Annotated in this window: 20 protein-coding genes; 7 read left to right on the top strand and 13 right to left on the bottom strand. The window is 69.1% G+C overall.

Going from position 1 to position 19,726, the window contains the following annotated elements:
* Positions 1 to 234: 234 nt before the first annotated feature.
* Entirely contained in the window at positions 235 to 882 is a 648-nt protein-coding gene (locus GD429_RS26645) for a response regulator transcription factor (protein ID WP_152861457.1), read from the bottom strand.
* Positions 883 to 1,228: 346 nt separating this feature from the next.
* Here GD429_RS26645 and GD429_RS26640 point away from each other — a divergent pair, with 346 nt between their 5' ends.
* The gene (locus tag GD429_RS26640; RefSeq protein WP_152861356.1) at positions 1,229 to 1,687 is read left to right on the top strand and encodes a universal stress protein; all 459 of its coding nucleotides are present in this window, start codon (positions 1,229 to 1,231) and stop codon (positions 1,685 to 1,687) included.
* Positions 1,688 to 1,739: 52 nt separating this feature from the next.
* On the opposite strand, the gene GD429_RS26635 is transcribed toward GD429_RS26640, so the two are convergent.
* The 4 genes from GD429_RS26635 to GD429_RS26620 form a co-directional block, all read right to left on the bottom strand.
* Entirely contained in the window at positions 1,740 to 2,573 is an 834-nt protein-coding gene (locus GD429_RS26635) for a universal stress protein (protein ID WP_152861354.1), read from the bottom strand.
* The gene (locus GD429_RS26630; RefSeq protein WP_152861352.1) at positions 2,570 to 3,073 is read right to left on the bottom strand and encodes a universal stress protein; all 504 of its coding nucleotides are present in this window, start codon (positions 3,071 to 3,073) and stop codon (positions 2,570 to 2,572) included. Before GD429_RS26630 ends, GD429_RS26635 begins: the two co-directional genes overlap by 4 nt.
* Before the next feature lie 70 nt (positions 3,074 to 3,143).
* Positions 3,144 to 4,343 (bottom strand): acetate/propionate family kinase, encoded by a 1,200-nt coding sequence (locus tag GD429_RS26625; RefSeq protein WP_152861351.1) that lies wholly within the window; start codon positions 4,341 to 4,343, stop codon positions 3,144 to 3,146.
* 13 nt (positions 4,344 to 4,356) lie between these two features.
* A complete protein-coding gene (locus GD429_RS26620) occupies positions 4,357 to 5,196 on the bottom strand; it encodes a universal stress protein (RefSeq protein ID WP_152861349.1) in 840 nt (279 codons plus the stop codon).
* A gap of 225 nt (positions 5,197 to 5,421) precedes the next feature.
* Between GD429_RS26620 and GD429_RS26615 the strand changes: the two genes are divergently transcribed.
* From GD429_RS26615 to GD429_RS26595, 5 genes are read left to right on the top strand one after another with little or no spacing between them, the layout of a single operon-like run.
* Complete coding sequence (locus tag GD429_RS26615) at positions 5,422 to 5,919, top strand: hypothetical protein (RefSeq protein WP_152861347.1); 498 nt, start codon at positions 5,422 to 5,424, stop codon at positions 5,917 to 5,919.
* Positions 5,909 to 6,655 (top strand): acetoacetyl-CoA reductase, encoded by a 747-nt coding sequence (phbB, locus tag GD429_RS26610; protein WP_152861345.1) that lies wholly within the window; start codon positions 5,909 to 5,911, stop codon positions 6,653 to 6,655. The genes GD429_RS26615 and phbB overlap by 11 nt, the downstream gene beginning before the upstream one ends.
* A complete protein-coding gene (locus tag GD429_RS26605; RefSeq protein WP_152861343.1) occupies positions 6,652 to 8,466 on the top strand; it encodes a PHA/PHB synthase family protein in 1,815 nt (604 codons plus the stop codon). The genes phbB and GD429_RS26605 overlap by 4 nt, the downstream gene beginning before the upstream one ends.
* Positions 8,463 to 9,536, top strand: coding sequence for a bifunctional enoyl-CoA hydratase/phosphate acetyltransferase (locus GD429_RS26600; RefSeq protein WP_152861341.1), 1,074 nt, complete (start codon positions 8,463 to 8,465; stop codon positions 9,534 to 9,536). The genes GD429_RS26605 and GD429_RS26600 overlap by 4 nt, the downstream gene beginning before the upstream one ends.
* A 37-nt stretch (positions 9,537 to 9,573) precedes the next feature.
* Positions 9,574 to 10,614, top strand: coding sequence for a zinc-dependent alcohol dehydrogenase family protein (locus tag GD429_RS26595; protein WP_152861339.1), 1,041 nt, complete (start codon positions 9,574 to 9,576; stop codon positions 10,612 to 10,614).
* Positions 10,615 to 10,699: 85 nt separating this feature from the next.
* Here the strand turns inward: GD429_RS26595 and GD429_RS26590 are convergent, their stop codons facing one another.
* Complete coding sequence (locus tag GD429_RS26590) at positions 10,700 to 12,103, bottom strand: MBL fold metallo-hydrolase RNA specificity domain-containing protein (RefSeq protein ID WP_152861337.1); 1,404 nt, start codon at positions 12,101 to 12,103, stop codon at positions 10,700 to 10,702.
* A gap of 324 nt (positions 12,104 to 12,427) precedes the next feature.
* Between GD429_RS26590 and GD429_RS26585 the strand changes: the two genes are divergently transcribed.
* Positions 12,428 to 12,877: a hypothetical protein gene (locus GD429_RS26585; protein ID WP_152861335.1), complete on the top strand. Its 450-nt coding sequence runs from the start codon at positions 12,428 to 12,430 to the stop codon at positions 12,875 to 12,877.
* Between the two features lie 17 nt (positions 12,878 to 12,894).
* On the opposite strand, the gene GD429_RS26580 is transcribed toward GD429_RS26585, so the two are convergent.
* The 7 genes from GD429_RS26580 to GD429_RS26550 all read right to left on the bottom strand — a co-directional run bounded on the left by GD429_RS26580 (position 12,895) and on the right by GD429_RS26550 (position 19,724).
* Positions 12,895 to 14,304: an efflux transporter outer membrane subunit gene (locus GD429_RS26580; RefSeq protein ID WP_152861333.1), complete on the bottom strand. Its 1,410-nt coding sequence runs from the start codon at positions 14,302 to 14,304 to the stop codon at positions 12,895 to 12,897.
* Between the two features lie 40 nt (positions 14,305 to 14,344).
* Positions 14,345 to 15,430 (bottom strand): HlyD family secretion protein, encoded by a 1,086-nt coding sequence (locus tag GD429_RS26575; protein ID WP_152861331.1) that lies wholly within the window; start codon positions 15,428 to 15,430, stop codon positions 14,345 to 14,347.
* Positions 15,427 to 16,131 carry an ABC transporter ATP-binding protein gene (locus tag GD429_RS26570; RefSeq protein ID WP_193727203.1) on the bottom strand — a complete coding sequence of 235 codons (705 nt, stop codon included), beginning with the start codon at positions 16,129 to 16,131 and terminating at the stop codon, positions 15,427 to 15,429. The genes GD429_RS26575 and GD429_RS26570 overlap by 4 nt, the downstream gene beginning before the upstream one ends.
* The gene (locus GD429_RS26565) at positions 16,128 to 17,264 is read right to left on the bottom strand and encodes an ABC transporter permease (protein WP_152861327.1); all 1,137 of its coding nucleotides are present in this window, start codon (positions 17,262 to 17,264) and stop codon (positions 16,128 to 16,130) included. Before GD429_RS26565 ends, GD429_RS26570 begins: the two co-directional genes overlap by 4 nt.
* 28 nt (positions 17,265 to 17,292) lie before the next feature.
* Entirely contained in the window at positions 17,293 to 17,484 is a 192-nt protein-coding gene (locus GD429_RS26560) for a DUF2964 family protein (RefSeq protein ID WP_152861325.1), read from the bottom strand.
* Positions 17,485 to 17,640: 156 nt separating this feature from the next.
* Positions 17,641 to 18,153 (bottom strand): lecithin retinol acyltransferase family protein, encoded by a 513-nt coding sequence (locus tag GD429_RS26555; RefSeq protein WP_152861323.1) that lies wholly within the window; start codon positions 18,151 to 18,153, stop codon positions 17,641 to 17,643.
* A gap of 446 nt (positions 18,154 to 18,599) precedes the next feature.
* Positions 18,600 to 19,724 carry an ABC transporter permease gene (locus GD429_RS26550; RefSeq protein WP_152861321.1) on the bottom strand — a complete coding sequence of 375 codons (1,125 nt, stop codon included), beginning with the start codon at positions 19,722 to 19,724 and terminating at the stop codon, positions 18,600 to 18,602.
* Positions 19,725 to 19,726: the final 2 nt, after the last annotated feature.

The raw sequence follows: 19,726 nt of genomic DNA, 5'->3' as shown, positions 1-19,726 counted from the left end.
GGCGTGAAACTCCGCCGCCTTCGTCAAGGACGTGCCGCATCGGGGGCGGGACGACGATGCAGTCGATGCAGGACTGCGCCGCCTGCCGCGCCGGGAGGCACGCGTGTTTGTTTTTCTTGACCGGGAGTATGGACAGCCGGACGCGAGAGCGAAATCAGCGAAATTGGAAGATTAAGTAGGTGATGAAGAAGCGCTGTAGGGAAATTCCTACAAGCGCGCGACATCTTGTCGCGCTCAGAGTTCGTCCGCGTCGTCGAAGAGCTTGTGGCGTACGGCGTAACGCACGAGCGCCGCATCGTTCGGCATCTGCATTTTCTCGAGGATGCGCGTCTTGTAGGTGCTCACGGTCTTGACGCTGACGCACAGCGCCTGCGCGATTTCGGAGATCGATTCGCCGCAGGTCATGCGCCGGAACACGTCGAACTCACGATCGGACAAGCGCTGGTGCGGCTGCAGCTCCGCCGGCTCGTTGAGGCTTTGCGCGAACTGCTCCGCCATCGCGAGGCTGACGTAGACGCCGCCGGATGCGATCTTGGTCAGCGCGGCCACCAGCTCCGCGCTCGCGCTTTCCTTGGTCATGTAGCCGGACGCGCCGGCGCGGAACGCACGCACCGCATATTGCTGTTCGGCGTGCATCGTCAGCACGAGGATATGCAGGGCCGGCTGTTCGTCCTTGATCTGCCGGATCAGCTCGATGCCGTTGCGGCCGGGCATCGACAGATCGAGCACCAGCACCTGTGCAGGGGTGCCGCGGATCAGCGCAACGGTCGAAGCGCTGTCGCACGCCTCGCCCGCGACCTCGAAATCGTTGGCGTTCTGCAGGATGTGCCGCAGGCCGTCCCGGACCAGCGCGTGGTCGTCGGCGATGAGTACCCTGATCATGCGACATGCCCCTTGCCGGATCGCGTGGAACGGCTGCGCGGCGGCGATCGTTGATCCTGCCCCGATTCGAACATCCCGATCGTCCGGCGTCTGGCTGCGGTCATGACGACCGCCTTCGACGCCCGGACGCCGTTCCGGCAAATGCGCTTGCATGCGCCGATCCGCCGTTGCGGACGTTGAATGGAATTGTGCGCGTTTTGCAGGGGTTCGCCAATCGGCGCACATGCACCGTGCCGCCGTGCCTGGCGCGAGGCCCGCTTGATCGGTGTCAACCGGCCGGGCCGCGGCGGGCCCAGACTGAAGATCCCGATCCGGCCGGAACGGGATGGAGAAACCGGGAGGCGCCATGTATGAACGGATCTTCGCCGCGCTCGACGACAGTCGCGGCGCGCGGCTCGCGCTCGACGAGGCGATAACGCTCGCCCGCGCGTCGGGCGGCCTCGTGGTCGCCGTGTGCGTCGTGACGGATATGCCGCCGCGGACGAATATCGGCAGCGCTTATGTCGATCGGATCGCCCCGGGCGGGGTAGATGCAAACCGCGCAGCGGTGGCGGTCGCCGATGCCGAGACCGCATTCCGGCTGTGCGGGGTGCGCGGCACCGCTCAAATGATCGACGCGTGCGGCGAGAGCGTGCCGTCGGTGCTGGCGCGCGCGGCCGCCGACTGCGATGCCGACCTGATCGTGATGGGCACCCACGGCCGGCGCGGTGTTCGCAGGGCGTTGCTCGGCAGCGTCGCCGAGTTGCTGCTACGCACCGCGGACCGGCCCGTGCTGCTGGTCCGCGACGATCCGGGCGCGGCGTGACCGGCCGGGAAGACGGGGCGGCCGACCGAGGCCGCGCCGTGCGCGTTCATGCTCAGTGCGACAGCAGCACCGGCACCGTCATGGTTTCGAGGATCGTGCGCGTCGCGCCGCCGAGTACGCGCTCGTGCATCCGGGTATGGCTGTACAGGCCCATCACGATCAAGTCCGCGTGAAGGTCGGTGGCCCGGTTCAGCAGCGTCGCGCCGACGCCGACCGTGCCTGGGCGTGTCGTCGTCGAGAACGAGGCGCGGATGCCGTGGCGCTCCAGGTACGCGGCGACGTCCACGCCTGCCGGCGTCTTGTCCGGATCGGGTTGCCCGTGGCTGACCGTTTCGACGTTGACGAAGCGCGCACGCGCGAGCAGCGGCAGCGCGTCGGCCATCGCGCGCGCGGCTTCGCGCCCGCCGTCCCAGCCGATCAGCACGTTCTCGCCGAGCGTGCGCACGTCGCCCGCGTACGGCACGACGAGCGCCGGACGGCCGCTGCCCATCACGACGTCCTCGATGAAATGGCGCGCGACGTACGTCAGGCGGTCGTCGGGATCCTCCTGGCCGAGCACGAGCAGGTCGGCATGACGCGCATGCAGGATCGCGGCGTCGGTCGCGGAGCCGGCGGGCGCCTGCCATTCGACGCTGCGCCCGGCGCGCTCGGCGGCTTCGAGGAATTTCTCCTCCGCGTCCTTGCGCCGCTGTTCGCACAGGCGCTCGTACACCGCGAGCTTGAGCGGCTCGTCGGGCCGCCGCAACGGTTCGAAGAGATCCTGGCAGACCACGTAGAGGCCGATCAGGTGCGCGTTCCAGCGTCCCGCGAGTTCGAGTGCCAGTTCGACGCGCGTCGCGCAACGATCGCTATCGTCGAGATGGACGAGCAGGGTCTTGTAGCTCATGACGGCTCCTTTTCGGTCGATGCAGCGGCGGGCGCCGCGGCGGGTACCGGCGCGCAACTCGCCGGAATCATCAGAACGGGGCACGCGGCGTAGCGCAGCACGCGCTCGGCGACGCTGCCCAGGACGAGGCGGCTGAAGCCGCGCCGGCCGTGGGTGCCCATCACGATCAGGTCGGCGCCGGCTTCCTTCGCGACGATCAGGATCCGCTGCGCGACGTCTTCGCCGGCCGGCTCGACATTGGCGATCCGCGGCGTGCCGGTGACGCCGCGCGCAGCCATGCGCTTCGCCGCGTCGTCGGTGACACGCAACCCTTCCTCGCGGAACGCGTCGATCAGGATCGACGGATCGTAGCCGTACATGTCGTAGGCCGGCACCAGGAAATCGACGACGTAGACGGGCGTGAGCCGCGCGCCCGATTCCGACGCAAGCGTCAGTGCGGCGTCGAGCGCGCGGGACGACGTTTCGCTGCCGTCGAGCGCGACCAGGATGTTCGAGTACATGGCGGTTCCCTCTGAACGCGTGTCAACGATTTCATCATCGGCGCACGCGCGCCGATCGCGCTGATCTGGATCAAGCGGCGCCATCGCCTCGCAGCAGCCGCACCGCATCGCGTGCCGCGATCCACGCTTCGTTGGTCGGCTCGACGACGACCGTCACCGCGCTTGCCGCCGACGAGATCACCTGCGCATGGGCGGCGTTGGCCGACGCATCGATGTCGACGCCAAGCCAGCCGAGAGAAGCGCAGATCCGCTCGCGCAATGCGGCCGAATGTTCGCCGATGCCGGCCGTGAACACGAGCATGTCGAGGCCGCCGAGTACGGCGGCCAGCGCCCCCGCTTCGCGCACGATGCGGTGGACGTACAGCGCCAGCGCCTCGCGCGCCAGCGTGTCGCCGTCCGCCTCGCGGGCGAGGAGCACGCGCGGATCGCCGGACGCACCCGAGACGCCCTTGAGCCCCGACTCGTGATACAGGATCCGGCCGAGCGCGTCGCGCGACAGATGCTCGACGTCGAGCAGGTGCAGCACGACGCCGGGATCGAGCGTGCCGCACCGGGTACTCATCATCAGGCCGTCGAGCGCCGAGAAGCCCATCGTCGTCGCGACGCTGCGCAGCTCGCGCAGCGCGCACAGGCTCGCGCCGCTGCCGAGATGCGCGGCGATCACGCGGCCCCGCGCCCGCGCGCCGAACGATTCGTCGAGCGCGACGGCCAGGTATTCGTATGACAGTCCGTGAAAGCCATAGCGGCGCACGCCCTTGTCGAACCACGCGTGGGGCAGCGGCAGCAACTGCTCGGTGCGTGGCAGCGTGCGATGAAACGCGGTATCGAATACGGCGACCTGCGGAATCGTCGGAAACGCGGCGCGCAGCACGTCGATCGCGTCCAGGCTGTGCGGCTGGTGCAGCGGCGCGAGCGGTGTCAGCGTCCGCAATGCATCCAGCACCGCGTCGTCGATCCGCACCGGTTCCTGGTAACGCGCGCCGCCGTGCACGACCCGGTGCGCGACGGCGCCCAGCGCAACATGCGGCAGTTGCTCGCGGATCCACAGCGCGATCCGCGACAGGACGGCGCGATAGGGGTCGCCCGGCGCCGCCGGCAACACGAGCGCGGGCTCGGCGTCGAAGCGGATCGACATGCCGTTGCCGGTATCGACCGCTTCGCCTTCGTGCAGCGGCCTGCGCGCGGGATCGTCGTGCGGCGGATACGCGAACACCGCGAACTTGACGCTCGACGAACCGGTATTGACGACGAGCAGCGCGAGCGTACGCATCGGCGCGCTCGGCTCAGTGCGACATCAGTACCGGCAGCGTCATCGACGCCAGCACCGTGCGCGTGGCGCCGCCCATCAGCAGTTCGTGCCAGCGCGGATGGCCGTACGCGCCCATCACGAGCAGGTCGCTGCCCGTTTCGTACGCGCGCGACAGCAGCGTGTCGCCGACGGACCCGCCGGCGCCGCTATCGATGTCGAGTACGTTGACGTCCGGCGCGTGGCGCGCAAGCATCAGCGCGGCATCCGCGGCCGGAACGCGGGTGGTCGCCGCTTCGGAATCGCCGGCGACCACCGCGACGACCGTCGTGCGTTTCGCGTGCTCGAGAAAGGGCAGCGCGTCGTGCGCGGCGCGCGTGGCCTCGCGGCTGCCGTCCCACGCCACCAGCGCGCGTTCGCCGATCGACGGGAATTCCCCCGCATACGGCACGAACAGCACCGGACGCCCCGCCGACATCACGAGCGTTTCCGCAAACTGGTCGTCGATATAGGTTTCGGGATCGTTCGGATCGCTCTGGCCCGCGATCACGAGATCCGCGAGACGCGCGAGACACGGCACCGCGACGTTGGCGCGCTCATCGGCGCGAATCCAGGCCGCCGATACGCCGGCCCGTGCCGTTTCGGCATGAAACAGGCGCTCGAGCGCGGCGAGACGTTCGTCGCGCTGGTCGCGCTGCTCGCGAAAGTAATCGGCGGAACCGGCCATCACGTAGAACGAAGTCGGCTCCGGTGTGTAGATCGCGAACACCCCGGTCAGGTGCGCCTTGAAGCGCCGCGCGAGACGCAACGCAAACTCGAGGCGCGAATGCGCGCGAACGCTCGTATCGAGATGCACGACCATGCTCTTGTAGCTCATCTGGATCGCTCCATCGACGGTGTATCCGCCATTGCAATTCAGTCTACGAAGCGGGCTTCCCGCGCGCTTGACGCAGATCAACGGCCTACGTGCCGCACAGCCGCACAGTGAGGCGGTCGCGGCCGGTACCGACCGGACAGGCGGCGCGAAATGGGTGCAGACCCGGGGGCACCCCGGCGGCAGCCTGGGTGCAGGCCCTTCGACCGAATCGACAGAGGGAAGACGATGACCACCGACGCTTTGACGACACCGAACGGCGCGTGCCGGGCAGCCTGCGACATCGCGCTGCGCCTGTTCGCGCTGAATCGCGACTGGCAGCACGAATGGCATGCGCTGACGGGTCGGCGCATCGAGCGGGATCGCGACGCGGCGCGGCAGTTGCAGCAGGCGCTCGCGGACACGCGGGAATGGGCCGAGTTCGGCGCGGCGGCACAGCGCGTGATGCGCGATTACGCGCTCGCGAGCGCCGCGATCTGGCAGGACACCATCGAATGGGGCATGCGCACGCAATACGAGGAGGCGGGCGTCTGGCGCACCTGGCTGCGCGAGTACGGCGCGGACATGCTGTCGCGCGGCCAGACCGACTGGCTGCCCGACGTGAGCCGGCTGGCCGCGGTCAACGAGGCGAGCATGCCGTGGCACGAATGGATGGCGGCGTTCGGACGCGGCATGACGGACATGGCCGGTGCGAATGCGACGCGGGAGCACGATCATGTGCGCTGACCGCGTCGCCTTCGTGACGGGCGGCACGGGCGGCCTGGGCGCCGCGATCAGCCGTCGCCTGCATGCCGCGGGCATGACCGTCGCCGTGTCGCACACGGAGCACAACGACCATATCGCGACCTGGCTGGCGCACGAACGCGAGGCAGGGCGCACCTTCCATGCGTTCGAGGTCGACGTCGCCGACTACGACTCGTGCCAGCACTGCGCGGCGCGCGTGCTCGCGCAGTTCGGGCATGTCGACGTGCTCGTCAACAACGCCGGCATCACGCGCGACGCCAGCTTCGTGAAGATGACCAAGAGCATGTGGGACGCGGTGCTGCGCACCAATCTCGACAGCATGTTCAACATGACGAAGCCGTTCGTGCCCGGCATGATCGAAGCCGGCTTCGGCCGCATCGTCAACGTCGGCTCGGTGAACGGCTCGAGAGGCGCGTACGGGCAGGCCAACTATGCGGCCGCCAAGGCGGGCATTCACGGTTTCACGAAGGCGCTCGCGCTCGAACTCGCGCGACACGGCGTGACGGTCAACACGGTGTCGCCCGGCTATCTCGCGACCGCGATGGTCGAGTCGGTGCCGAAGGACGTGCTCGACACGAAGATCCTGCCGCAGATTCCGCTGGGGCGCCTCGGCAATCCCGACGAGATCGCCGCGCTGGTCGCGTGGCTGTGCTCGGACGCGGGCGCATTCGCGACCGGCGCGGAATTCGACGTCAACGGCGGCATGCACATGCGATGAATGATTCCGTCATCCGCGTGCCGGTCACGCGCCGTCCGTCCGCCGCCGCCGGTGAGCTCGCGCAGGCCCCGCGTCCGTGCGCGGGCGCGCGGCCCGACGTGTCGCCGGCCGAACAATGGGATCGCGCGGCGCGGGCGAGCCTGGCCGCGATGACACTCGGCCTGTCGCCCGTGTCGCTGGCGCTGGCCATGATCGACTGGGGCGCGCATCTCGCCGTGTCGCCCGGAAAGTGCTTCGAACTGGCGTGGCAGGCGTGGCTCGCGGCCGGTCCGTTGCCGGCGGCGAACGGCGCGTCCGACGACACGGACGAGGACGGGCTGACGGTGCATGCCGGGCAGGCCGATCCGCGTTTCGCCGCACCGGCGTGGTCGAACTGGCCGTTTTGCGCGTATCGCGACGGCTTCCTGTCGATCCAGCGCTGGTGGCGCGATGCGACGCACGGCGTGCGGGGCGTCGGGCGGCATCACGAGGCACTCGTCGGGTTCGCCGCGCGGCAATGGCTCGACGCATGCTCGCCGGGCAATTTCATCGCGACCAATCCGGTCGTGCTCGACGCGACGATACGCAGCGGCGGTGCCAATCTCGCGGCCGGCGCGCGGCACTGGCTGGACGATCTCGGCGCGCTGATCGATCGTGCCGGCGGCGCCCGTCCGCGCGAGGCGCGGGCCTATCTGCCCGGGCACGACGTCGCGATCACGCCGGGTCGGGTCGTATGGCGCAACGCGCTGTGCGAATTGCTGCAGTACGAACCGACGACGGCCGGCGTCGCACGCGAGCCGATCCTGATCGTGCCGTCGTGGATCATGAAGTACTACATCCTCGACCTGCAGCCGCACAATTCGCTGATCCGCTTCCTGGTCGACGCGGGCTACACCGTGTTCGCGATCTCGTGGCGCAATCCGGGCGCGGAGTCGCGCGATCTCGGGCTCGACGATTACCTGCGCGACGGCTGCCTCGCCGCGCTCGACGCCGTTCGCGAGCGATGCGGCGAAGCCGTCCACGCGGTCGGGTACTGCCTCGGCGGCACGCTGCTGGCGATCGGCGCGGCGGCGCTCGCGCGCGACGGGCGGCAGCACGACACGTTGCGTTCCGTCACGCTGCTGGCGGCCCAGACCGATTTCAGCGAACCCGGCGAACTCGGCCTGTTCATCGACGCGAGCGAGCTGTCCGCGCTCGACGCGCTGATGTGGCGGCAAGGCTACCTGGACGGCTCGCAGATGTCCGCCGCGTTCGAGTTGCTGAATGCGCGCGACCTGATCTGGTCGCGCATGATGAGCGAGTATCTGCTCGGCAAGCGCACGAAGCCGAACGACCTGATGTCGTGGAACGCGGACGTCACGCGCATGCCGTACCGCATGCACACCGAATACCTGACGCGGCTGTTCCTCCACAACGACCTCGCGGCCGGCCGCTACTGCGTGGACGGCCGGCCGGTCGCGCTGTCGGATATCGACGTGCCGATGTTCGTGGTCGGGACCGAGCGCGATCACGTGTCGCCGTGGCGCTCGGTCTACAAGCTCCACCTGCTCACGCACAACGCGCTGACTTTCGTGCTGACCTCGGGCGGCCATAACGCAGGCATCGTGTCGGAACCCGGCCATCCGGGCCGCCACTATCGCTGCGCGAGCCGCGAACCGGGCGCGCCTTACCGCAGCCGGTACGACTTCGTGAACGAAACGCGCGCCGTCGACGGGTCGTGGTGGACGTGCTGGCGCGACTGGTTGCGCGCGCACGCGTCGGTCGACGTGCCGGCACGCACGCCGGACGCCGGCCTGGGGGCGGCACCCGGCACTTACGTGCTCGAAACATGAAGAACGTGACCGGCGACGCCCTCGATCGCGCGAACGACGGGGTTTGCCTGCCGGGCCTGCTGTCGCCGCCGGGCGGGGGATTGCCCGCGCTGATCGCGCGGGCGCGGGGCATGCCGCCGCTTGCCGTCGCCGTCGTCCATCCGTGCGATGCGGCAAGCCTGACCGCGCTCGCCGCGCTCCACGATTCGCCGCTGGGTGCGTCGATCGCGCCGCTCATCGTCGCGCCGCGCGCGAAGGTGCAGCGCGCGGCGGCCGAAGCGGGCGTCGATCTCGCCCGCTGGCCGATCGAGGACGTGCCGCACAGCCATGCGGCGGCGAGCCGGGCCGTCGAACTCGCGGCGGCCGGCCGCGTCGGTGCGCTGATGAAGGGCAGCCTGCACACCGACGAACTGATGGGCGCGGTCGTCGCGGCGGGGTCGGGCCTGCGTACCGACAAGCGCATCTCCCATTGCTTCCTGATCGAGACGCCGGCCTATCCGCGCCCGTTCCTGCTGACCGACGCGGCGATCAACATCGCGCCGGACCTCGCGCAGAAGGCGGCGATCACGCAGAACGCGATCGACGTCGCGCACGCGCTGGGCGTTGCGTGCCCGCGAGTCGCCGTGCTGTGCGCGGTCGAGACCGTCAATCCGGCGATGCGCTCGACGCTCGATGCGGCCGCGCTGGCAAAGATGGCCGAACGCGGCCAGATCGTGGGCGCCATCGTCGACGGCCCGCTCGCGTTCGACAACGCGGTGTCGCTGCGCGCCGCGCTCGACAAGGGCATCGATTCGCCGGTCGCGGGCCGCGCGGACATCCTGGTCGTGCCCGACATCGAGGCCGGCAACATGCTCGCCAAACAACTCGAATACCTGAGCGGCGCCGCCAGCGCGGGCGTCGTCGTGGGCGCGCGCGTGCCGGTCGTGCTGACGAGCCGCGCCGACAGCGTCGCCGTCCGGGTCGCCTCCTGCGCATTGGCCGCGCTGCTGGCGCACGCCGGCCATGCGCCGCTTGAACCGCTTGAACCGCTTGAGCCGGTTCCGCCAGGCGACGCACGCGACACCGGCCCGCAGCGCGCACGCCGGGCTTGAGCAACGCCAGAACATCCCTTTCGACGGAGATAACGCGATGAAAGCACTCGTATACCAGGGGCCGCGGCGCAGGGCGCTCGAACGGCGGCCGATGCCCGAACTGCAGGCGCCGACCGACGCGATCGTCCGCGTGACGCGCACGACGATCTGCGGCACCGACCTGCACATCCTGAAGGGCGACGTGCCGTCGTGCGAGCCCGGCCGCGTGCTCGGCCACGAAGGCGTGGGGATCGTCGAGCAGGTCGGCGCGGCGGTCGACACGCTGCAGCCGGGCGATCACGTGCTGATCTCGTGCATCACGTCGTGCGGCCGGTGCGAATACTGCCGGCGCGGCCTGTACTCGCATTGCACGACGGGCGGCTGGATCCTCGGCAACCGGATCGACGGCACGCAGGCCGAGTACGTGCGCATCCCGCACGCACAGACGAGCCTGTACCGGCTTCCGCCCGGCGCGGACGAGGATGCGCTCGTGATGCTGTCCGACATCCTGCCCACCGGATTCGAATGCGGCGTGCTGAACGGCAAGGTGCAGCCGGGCTGTACGGTCGCGATCGTCGGCGCGGGCCCGATCGGGCTGGCGGCGTTGCTGACCGCGCAGTTTTACTCGCCCGCGCAGATCATCATGATCGACCCGGACCGCAACCGGCTCGACGTCGCGCGGCGCTTCGGCGCGACCGACTGCTTCGACGGCGCCAGTGGCGACCCTGTCGCGGACGTGATGAAGCTGACCGACGGCGTCGGCGTCGATTGCGCGATCGAGGCGGTCGGGATTCCGGCGACGTTCGAGATGTGCACGTCGCTCGTCGCGCCGGGCGGCGTCGTCGCGAACGTCGGCGTGCACGGCGTGAAGGCCGACCTGCATCTCGAGAAGCTGTGGGATCGCAACATCGCGATCACGACCCGGCTCGTCGACACGGTCAGCACGCCGATGCTGCTGAAGACCGTGCGCGCGGGGCGGCTCGATCCGAAGCGTCTGATCACGCACCGTTTTTCGCTCGACGACGTCGAGCGCGCGTACGACACGTTCGGCCGCGCCGCGGAAACGCATGCGCTGAAGGTCATCATCGAAGTGGCGTGATGGCGGCGCGCGGCTCGGCGGGAGCGGGCGCCCGCCGAGCCGGATGACGCGGCAACGCGCGGCGTTCGTGCGCCGCGCGTTGCCGTCAGGATGACAGCGCCGCCGATTCGCGCGTGTCGCCGCGCTCGGCTTCGTCGAGATCGACGGTCTGCCCGTAGGTCGGCACCTCGCACGGCCAGTGCAGGGTCTCGGCGATGCGCCGCCGCAATGCATCGGCCGCCGCCGGCTCGCCGTGCGTGACGAAGGTCCGGAACGGCGCGCGCTGCATCGTGCCGAGCCACCGCAGGATTTCCTCGTAGTCGGCATGCGCGGACAACGACGCGATCGACTCGACCCGGGCACGCACGCGCACGTACTCCCCGTGAATCTTCAGCGTCGGCTCATGGGCCGCCAGCGCCGCGCCGCGCGTGCCCGCGGCCTGGTAGCCCACCAGCACGATCGTGTTGCGCGGATCGGGCGCATAGCGGGTCAGGTGATGCAGCACGCGTCCGCCCGTGGCCATGCCGCTTCCCGCAATGATGACCATCGGCCCCTGGTGGTCGGAGATCGCCTTCGACTGGTCGACCGTGCGGATCATCGTCGCCGCGTGGCCGAGCGCGTTCGCTTCCGACAGGGTCAGCCGGTGCTCGAGGATGTGATGGCGATAGATCTCCGTCACGTCCGTCGCCATCGGGCTGTCGAGAAACACCGGCACGCGCGCCATGCGGCCGGCCGCCTTCAGGCGCGCGATGTAGTGCAGGAGCTCCTGCGCGCGGCCGACGGTGAAGCTGGGGATCACCACCACGCCGCCGCGCGAGAAGGTGTTTTCGAACAGCTCCGCCAGCTCGGTCTCGGGGTCCGATGCCGGATGCAGCCGGTCGCCGTACGTCGACTCGACGACCAGGTAATCCGCATGCGCCGGCGGCGTCGGCGGCTGCATGATCGGGTCGTGATAGCGGCCGAGATCGCCGGAGAACGCCAGCACCTTGTGATCCCAGTGCATCACGGCACTGGCCGCGCCGAGGATGTGACCGGCCGGCAGCAGGCGGAACGACAGGCTGTCGCCCAGTGCGACGCATTCGTCGAATGCGGCGGGTTTCATCAGGTGCAGCGCGCGTTGCGCGTCGTCGGTCGTGTAGAGCGGCTGGGCCGGGTGGTGCTTCGAATAACCGTGCCGGTTCGCGAAATCGGCTTCTTCCTCCTGCAGCCGCGCGCTGTCGCGCAGCATGATGTCGCAGAGTTCGGCCGTGGCCTGCGTGCAGTACACCGGGCCGCGAAACCCGTCGCGCGCGAGCACCGGCAGGTAGCCGGTGTGGTCGAGGTGCGCATGCGTGAGGACCACCGCATCCAGCGTGTCGGGCGCGATCGGCAGCGGGTTCCAGTTGCGCAGCCGCAGGTTCTTCGTGCCCTGGAACAGGCCGCAATCGACCAGGATGCGCCGGTCGCGATGCTCGACCAGATACTTCGATCCGGTCACGGTTTCGGTCGCACCGAGAAAAGTCAGCTTCATGGCTTGCCTCGCCGGGAGTTGTGTAGTTCGGTGTTCCGATTACATCGCGTGTGCGCGCAATCGCGTTGATGGAAGTCAGGGATTGCCGTATCCGCATGCGAGCCGGTGGCGATTCGACGGACGAATGGCGGCGAGCGGCCGGTTGGCATGCGGGGCGCTCCGCTTCGCTTCGCGGGCTTGATGCCGGTCAACGTGCGGGCATGACGTCGGTACGATAGTGGTTTCATCCGCGATGGCGCCGCCGCGGCCCGGCAATCCGGGCGGGCGCCTCGCGCGAGGTGAGATGCGTGTCGGTACGACGAGATTTTCAGGACGAAACCCATCATGACGCTGATCGCGAATCTGGACGGCGCGCGGGCCGGCTACCGGCTGTGCTTCGTCCGCCGCCCGTGGGCGTGGTTCACCTGCCTGCCGCTTGACGAGCAATGCGGCGAAGGCTGGGCGGACGTACCGTATCAGGACTTTGCGAAACCGCCTTACAGCGATTCGCGCACCCAGCTGCTGCGGGTCGCGTTCGACGCACCGCGCCTGCTGGCGCCCGAGACGGGGCTGCATGCGCATGCCTGCAGCGTCGAGCAGATCAACCGCGGGGCCGCGCCCTGGCTGCGCAGCGAGGATTTCGTCGACGGCACGACGCTCGTCGTGCCGGGCTGGATCACGCTCGGCGCGTTCGTCGAGCGGATCGAGGCGGCCGGCGGCACCGTGTACGCGCCGCTCGGCTGGGCCGAACTGCCGCCGTGGCGCAGGCCCGACGTCGCGGCGCCCGCGGGCTGAACCGCCGCCGTGCCGCGTCAGCCCGCTTCCCCCCAGCCGCCGCCGAGCGCGACGTAGAACGCGACCGTATCCTGCAGCCGCTGCGCCACGGCCTGCAGCCACGCGAGGCGCGCCTGATGGTATTGCGTGTCGGCGACGAGCAGCGGGATGTAGCCGGTGATGCCGCCGTCGTAACCGGCCTGCGTGAGCGTCAGTGCGTCGCGGGCCGCCGCCATCGCGCGCGCCTGCGCATCGAGCGCCGCCGCATCGTTCGCCAGCGCACGCAGCGTGTCGGCGACCTGCGAAAACGCCGACAGCACGACCTGCCGATACGCGGCGTCCGCTTCGTCATACGCGTCCTGCGCGGCGCGCCGCTGGTTCAACAGCGTTCCGCCATGAAACAGCGGCGCGGTGAGCCCCGCGCCGACGCTCCACACGCGTCCGGCCGGAGCGAACAAGCGGCCGGCGACGACGCTGTCGAATCCGCTTGACGCAGACAGCGTGATGTTCGGGTACAGCGCCGCCGTCGCGACGCCGACCTGCGCGCTGGCGACATGCAATTGCGCTTGCGCCTGCAGGATGTCCGGCCGCCGCCGCACCAGCGACGACGGCGCCGTGTCCGGCAGGTTCGCGGGCAGCGCGATCGCGTCGAGCGACACGTCGGGCGCCGCCCCGTCGGCAGGGTAGCGGCCCGCCAGCAGCGCGAGCAAGTCGTCGGCCTGGCCGCGCTTCTGTTCGAGCGCGGGCAGCGTCGCCGCGAGCGACGCCCGCTGCGCTTCCAGCGTCAGCACCGCGACATAGGCGGTCGTGCCCGCCGTCACCTGCGCGCGGGTGAGGCGGATCTGCTCGTCGAGCAGGCCGATCATTTCACGCGTCGCGGCAGCCTCGTCGCGATACGCGGCACGCGCGATCATCGTATTGACGACGTTCGCCGTCAGCATCAGGTACGCGCCGGCGAGCGCCTGGCGCTGCGCATCGACATCGGCCGCCAGCGCCTCGACCTGGCGCCGTTCGCCGCCCCACAGGTCGAGCGTGTAGCTGACCGTCGCGGACAGCGTGTACAGGTTGAAGATCGTCGCCGGCAGCGCCTGGCCGGTGCGCAGCGGCGCATAGCGCTGGCGCGACGCGCCGGCCTGCGCGTCCGCCTGCGGGAAAAAGATCCCTTCTCCGGCCCGCAGCGCGTGCTCGCTGCGCCGCAGCGTCGCCTGCGCGCCCGCGAGCGTCGGGCTGCCGGTCAGCGCGTCGTCGACGGCCGAATCGATCGCGCGGCTGCCGAAGCGCGTCCACCAGTCGCGCGTGAGCGGTTCGCCGGCCGACAGCGCCTGCGTCTGGCCGCCGCCGGCCCAGGTGCCGGCCGCAGCGCCCGCGTCGTCGGGCGGCATGAAGCGCGCCACGCGCGGCGCGGGCGGGGGCACGAAGTTCGGCCCGACCGTGCATCCGGCCAGCAGCGCCGCGACGGCGAGCGTGCCCGTCGCGCGTCACGCTCGGTTATTTGCCGGCCACGTAGACATCGACGATCTGCCCGGGAAACAGCCGGACATCCTTGTTCGGCACGATACGGAAGATGATCGGCAGCACGCGCACGTCGACGCGTTCGGTGCGCTGGTCGGACAGTTCGATCTTCGGCGTCACGTACGGCTGGACGCGCACGAACTGGAGATCGGCCTCGACCGACGTGCCGCGCACGAACATGTGCGCCTTCAGCGCGTGCAGGTCGGGCAACTGGTGGATCAGGATCTCGTCGATATAACAACGCACCTGCAGGCGGTCGCTCGGCGTGCCGAGCACGACGACCGGCGAATTGCCCTGCGCGTAGGTGTTGTATAGCCCTTGCGACGTCAGGTAGGAGCCGACCGCCGCGTTCATCGCGAGCACCATCCCGTCGGCCGGCGCGCGCAGCGTGTAGCGCGCGAGCAGCGCGGCGGCCGCGTCCGCGGCGCGCCGCAGCGCGACCACCTGCGCTTCCTGGTTGAGCACGTCGTAGCGCCAGGCACCGGCTTTCGTCAGCCGAAACTGACGCGTGACGACATCGAGGTTCGCGACCGCGACGCGCACGCCGTTCGCGGCGGTGTCGAGTGCGTCGCGGCTGACGGCTTTCGGATCGATGTCGTATGCATGGCGCTGCTTGTCGTACTGGTCCTGCGCGAGCTTGAGGCTGGCCTGGGCGGCCGCCGCCTGCGCGCTGGCGACGTCGAGCACCTCGCGGCGCGGCTGCGCCTTCAATTCGTCGAGCAGCGCGGCGGCCGCGTCGGCCTGCGCGGCGAGCTGTGCGGCGGTCGCACGCTGCACCGAGTCGTCGATCGTCAGCAGCGGATCGCCGGCCTTCACCGGGTCGCCGTCATGCACCATCACGCGTGTCACGGCGCCCGATACGTCCGGATACACGTTCACGTTCGCGCCCGCGGGCTGCTCGCTTTCGACGATGCCGTTCGCGTAGACGCCTTGCGCATACGGGTTTGCGGCCGGCTTGAATACCGGCGGCTGCGGCGGTTCCTGGCGGCTGTACAGCCAGGCGGCGGTGACGCTCGCGAGAAAACCGAGCAGGGCGGCCGCGAACACGAACTTGTGCTTCATCGCGCGCCTCCGCGGTCGATGCCGTTCAGCCTGCCGTCCTCCATCCGCAGGATGCGATCCGCGTACTCGAAGATCCGCGCGTCGTGCGTGACGATCACGATGCAGCGCGTGTCGTTCAGCACCTTGTGCTTGACGAAGTCGATGATCATGCGCCCGGTGTCGCCGTCGAGCGATGCGGTCGGCTCGTCGAGAATCAGCAGGTCGGGCTGGCTGACGATCGCGCGCGCGATCGCGACGCGTTGCTGCTCGCCGCCGGACAGCTTGACGGGCGGCAGCTGCGCGCGATTTTTCAGCCCGACCACGTCGAGGTAGACGAGCGCTTCCTTCATCGCGTCATCCCACGGCCGACGTTTCAGGATCAGCGGGATCGCGACGTTCTCCGCCGTCGTGAGCCTCGGAAACAGGTGATAGTCCTGGAACACGAAGCCGATCCGGTTCAGCCGGAAATCGGCGATCGCGTCGTTCGGCTGCGTCCACAGGTCGACCCCGTCGATCGATACCGAGCCGCCTTCCGGCCGCAGGATCCCGGAGATCACGCTGAGCAGTGTCGTCTTGCCGCTGCCGGACGGCCCGACGATCAGCAGCATTTCGCCGAAGCGCGCCTGCATCGACACCTCGCGCAGTGCCTGCGTGCGGGCGTCGCCTTCGCCGAACCACTTGCTGACGCCGCGCGCGTCGATCGCGATGCCTGCCATCGTCAGCCCCGGAAGATGTCGAACGGCTCGATGCGCAGCACGCGCCGCACGCCGAGATAGCTCGAGATCGTCGCGATCACGACCACCATGCCGAACGCGAGCGCCAGGTTGCCGAACGTGACGAGCGCCGCATAGTCGGGGATCCGCAGCTTCGCGAGACTGATCAGCAGCACGCACAGGCCGACACCGATCCCGTAGCCGGTGAGCGCGGTGAAGGTCGCCTGGAACAGGATCATCGCGACGAGCTCGTGGCTCTTCGCGCCGATCGCCTTCAGCGCGCCGAATTTGTCCAGGTTCTCGAGGATGAACGCGTAGAAGGTCTGCCCGGAAATCGACAGCCCGATGATGAAGCTGATGATCGTCATCAGCATGATGTTGGTGCCGAGGCCCGTCTTGTATTTGTAGAAGCGGGAGATCTGCGCGATGAATTCGTCGCGCGTATACGCGAGGTAGCCGAGCGAGTGGACGACCGCCTTGATGTGTGCGATGTCCGCATCCGACTTCGGCTCGACGAGGATGTACGACGTCGTGAAGCGCGGCGATGGAATGTACTGGATCGCACGCGCGTATGTCGTGTACAGCGTGGGCGTGCCGAACAGCCCGCTCGCCGCGACCTTCGCGATGCCGACGATCACGCCGCGATGGTCGTTCAGTTCGAAATCGGTGCCGATCGACGGATTCTCGAGCTTGGGAAACTCCGGATCCTGGATCGCGATGAAGCCGTTCTCCGCGTAGATGTCCTCGATACGGCCCTTCAGCATCGTCGGGCGCCCCAGCAGGCTCGCGTCGTCGAGGCCGACGACCGTCACCGCCTGGTAGGTGCCCGAGCGCAGCCTGACGAGCGCCGCGCCGGAGTAGAGCGGCACCGCATACTTGACGCCGTCGATGCTGCGCACCGCGTCGAGCACGTAGCCGGGCATGCCGATGCTGTTCGCGATCGTCTGCACGGCCGGGTCCATCACCCACACCTTCGCACCGATGTTGATGACGGACGCCGACGACTTGTTCAGGATGCCGGCGAACAGCGACGTCATCTCGATCATCAGCAGTACCGAAAACGTGATGCCGACGGTCAGCGCGGTGAATTTCGCGCTGTCGTTGACGAGCAGCTTGAAGGCAAGGCGGAGGATGCCGTTCATGGTGCCGGATGCCGCGAGGCCCGAAGCGTCACGGCCGGTCGTTGACGGTGGGGTTCAGCAGCGCGACGAACGCGAGGATGCTCGAGACCAGCGCGACGATCGCATAGCGAAAGATCTGCCCGTCGTCGAACAGCAGCGCGTGCACCACGCCGGCGAGCGAAGCGAGCGTGATGAACACGCAGAGCGTCGCAAGAACGATCCGGTATTGCTTGCGAATCATGACGGTCTCCCGGGAAGCGGCCCGCGGCCGCACGCGCTCGGTCTTGCGGATTCGATCCACCCATGTCGCCAGGGCTGGCGCATGGCCAGGCTTCATGATCGCGTCGCGGGCGCCGGCGCGATTGATCTGCATCAACGGACAAATCGGCAGGCCACGCTAAACGGCACATTGCCGCGACGCGTTCCGATGCCGGGAGCTTGCACGGGGCATCGCCGCGTGCAGCTTGCCGGCCATGACGGTGGCGACCAGCAGCACGGCGACCGCTATCCCGTGCGCCGGGTTGCGCAGACAGGCTTCCACCTGTTCGCTGCGCGCCGCGCCGAACAGGCACCACCGGCAGAAGTGTTCGCAGTTGTTCGTGAGCAGCCGGTAACGGCATTCGCCGAGGCGCGACGCCGCGCGGCGGGCGACTTCCGATCCGCTGTACGCGGCGGCCGCATGCCGGATGATCGCCAGTTCGAAACCGGCCGCGAAACGGTCGACGGAGATGATTTCGACCGGGCCGCCGCTGAGCCGGCGTGACAGCCCCGCATAGTGGATCACCTGGCCGTCGCCGATGTAGATCCCGTGATGCGCATAACCTGGGCGCCGGGTCATGAGGTGCGCGCCGACGGGCCATTCGTTGCGAGCCGCGGTGCCGCCGGACTGCGCTGAAGTCGGGTTGTTCATTGGCTTCTCCTGAATCCCGCGGCGCAGGCCGGCCCGGAGCCGGCCCCGGCATGACGGAATGCGCCGCCCGGCCGCTGAATACGTGACGCCTTGTCACGCTTTCAGTATTGGCAGCGGGGCGGGATGCGGCAATCAGCGCGGTCTGAACTTGTTGTCCGACGTGCGGCCGTGATGTCGGAAATTTCCGACGCGGCAGCGGACGATGGCTGACAGGCGACACGGCCGGATGCCGACCGGGCGGCGCGTCCGGGCACGGCAAAGGCGGCAAGGGCAGGTACGACGGCGATGGCGGCCCGGGCCGGCAATCGGACGGTTGCGCGACGCAGATCGCCGAGATGGAGGAGGGCTTCCGCTCGCTCGACGATCCGTCGTCCGCGCCGCGCCGGAAACGCCCGCCCGGCCGGTGGCGCCGCCGCGATAGCGCGCCGCTCCGCTCGCCGGGCCGCTCACGTCATCTGGCCGATCGTCTTGCGGAACCGCATCAGCGACAGCAGGAACAGCGCGCATCCGATCGCGAACAGCACCGCGAACTGTATCCAGACCGCATCGAGGCCGGCGCCGCGATAGAGGATGCGCTGCGCGAGCTCGACGAAATGGGTGGTCGGCGCGGCCAGCATGATGTCCTGCACGGCCAGCGGCATGCTTTCGCGCGGCGTCAACCCGCCCGACAGCAACTGCAGCGGCAGCAACACGAGCACGAGCAGCATCCCGAACTGCGGCATGCTGCGCACGAGCGTCGCGAGAAAGATCCCCATCGACGTCGTCGCGAACAGGTGCAACGCCATCCCGGCGACGAACAGCGGCACGGAGCCCGGAATCGGTACGTGCAACGCGCCGCCCACCACGAACATCAGCGATGCGACGGCCGCAACCGTGACGACGAGCCCCATCGACCAGACCTTCGCGAGCATGATTTCCGCCGCGGTCACCGGCATGACCAGCAGATGCTCGATCGTGCCGTGCTCGCGCTCGCGGATCAGTGCCGCCCCGGTCAGGATCATCGACAGCATCGTCACGTTGTTGATCAGTTCCATCAGCGCGCCGAACCATACCTCGTCGAGATTCGGGTTGAAGCGCATCCGCATCGCGAGATCGACGGGCGGCAGCGGCGTGCCGCGATAGCGCCGCACGAACGCGTCGATCTCGCCGGACACGATCTGCTGCACATAGCCGCTGCCGGTGAATGCCTGGGTCATGCGCGTCGCATCGACGTTGAGCTGAATCGTCGCATGGCGGCCGGCCAGCACGTCGCGCTGGAAGTCCGGTGGAATGTCGAGCGAGAACGTGTAGTCGCCGTTGTCGAGACCGCGATCGGCCGCGACGGCGTCGATCATCGGCGGCGTTGCGAACTGCGGCGGGAAGAACGCCGCGGCGATGCGCGCCGACAGCGGCGACGCGTCCTCGTCGACGATCGCGATCGGCACCTTGTGCAGCGTTTCCGGGCGAGCGGTGGCGGCGACGTAGATCGACGCGCTGAACGTGTAGACGATCAGCGCGAGCAGGATCGGGTCGCGGGCGAGGCTCCAGAGTTCCTTGATGCCGAGCCGGTAGATGGCGAGCAGGCGCGACATGG

It is taken from the genome of Burkholderia sp. BE17 (assembly GCF_009362305.1).
GTDB lineage: Bacteria > Pseudomonadota > Gammaproteobacteria > Burkholderiales > Burkholderiaceae > Burkholderia > Burkholderia pyrrocinia_C.
The sequence above is the reverse complement of the archived record's forward strand: the minus strand, read 5'-3'. Positions and strand labels throughout refer to the sequence as shown.

What these genes read in the sequence shown, in the direction of transcription:
- GD429_RS26630 (WP_152861352.1), bottom strand. Translation starts at nt 3,073, where the DNA reads ATGTACTCGAACATCCTGGTCGCGCTCGACGGCAGCGAAACGTCGTCC.
- GD429_RS26550 (WP_152861321.1), bottom strand. Translation starts at nt 19,724, where the DNA reads ATGTCGCGCCTGCTCGCCATCTACCGGCTCGGCATCAAGGAACTCTGG.
- GD429_RS26595 (WP_152861339.1), top strand. Translation starts at nt 9,574, where the DNA reads ATGAAAGCACTCGTATACCAGGGGCCGCGGCGCAGGGCGCTCGAACGG.
- GD429_RS26620 (WP_152861349.1), bottom strand. Translation starts at nt 5,196, where the DNA reads ATGAGCTACAAGAGCATGGTCGTGCATCTCGATACGAGCGTTCGCGCG.
- GD429_RS26600 (WP_152861341.1), top strand. Translation starts at nt 8,463, where the DNA reads ATGAAGAACGTGACCGGCGACGCCCTCGATCGCGCGAACGACGGGGTT.
- GD429_RS26590 (WP_152861337.1), bottom strand. Translation starts at nt 12,103, where the DNA reads ATGAAGCTGACTTTTCTCGGTGCGACCGAAACCGTGACCGGATCGAAG.
- GD429_RS26640 (WP_152861356.1), top strand. Translation starts at nt 1,229, where the DNA reads ATGTATGAACGGATCTTCGCCGCGCTCGACGACAGTCGCGGCGCGCGG.
- GD429_RS26560 (WP_152861325.1), bottom strand. Translation starts at nt 17,484, where the DNA reads ATGATTCGCAAGCAATACCGGATCGTTCTTGCGACGCTCTGCGTGTTC.
- GD429_RS26625 (WP_152861351.1), bottom strand. Translation starts at nt 4,343, where the DNA reads ATGCGTACGCTCGCGCTGCTCGTCGTCAATACCGGTTCGTCGAGCGTC.
- phbB (WP_152861345.1), top strand. Translation starts at nt 5,909, where the DNA reads ATGTGCGCTGACCGCGTCGCCTTCGTGACGGGCGGCACGGGCGGCCTG.
- GD429_RS26555 (WP_152861323.1), bottom strand. Translation starts at nt 18,153, where the DNA reads ATGAACAACCCGACTTCAGCGCAGTCCGGCGGCACCGCGGCTCGCAAC.
- GD429_RS26585 (WP_152861335.1), top strand. Translation starts at nt 12,428, where the DNA reads ATGACGCTGATCGCGAATCTGGACGGCGCGCGGGCCGGCTACCGGCTG.
- GD429_RS26605 (WP_152861343.1), top strand. Translation starts at nt 6,652, where the DNA reads ATGAATGATTCCGTCATCCGCGTGCCGGTCACGCGCCGTCCGTCCGCC.
- GD429_RS26615 (WP_152861347.1), top strand. Translation starts at nt 5,422, where the DNA reads ATGACCACCGACGCTTTGACGACACCGAACGGCGCGTGCCGGGCAGCC.
- GD429_RS26635 (WP_152861354.1), bottom strand. Translation starts at nt 2,573, where the DNA reads ATGAGCTACAAGACCCTGCTCGTCCATCTCGACGATAGCGATCGTTGC.
- GD429_RS26645 (WP_152861457.1), bottom strand. Translation starts at nt 882, where the DNA reads ATGATCAGGGTACTCATCGCCGACGACCACGCGCTGGTCCGGGACGGC.
- GD429_RS26575 (WP_152861331.1), bottom strand. Translation starts at nt 15,430, where the DNA reads ATGAAGCACAAGTTCGTGTTCGCGGCCGCCCTGCTCGGTTTTCTCGCG.
- GD429_RS26565 (WP_152861327.1), bottom strand. Translation starts at nt 17,264, where the DNA reads ATGAACGGCATCCTCCGCCTTGCCTTCAAGCTGCTCGTCAACGACAGC.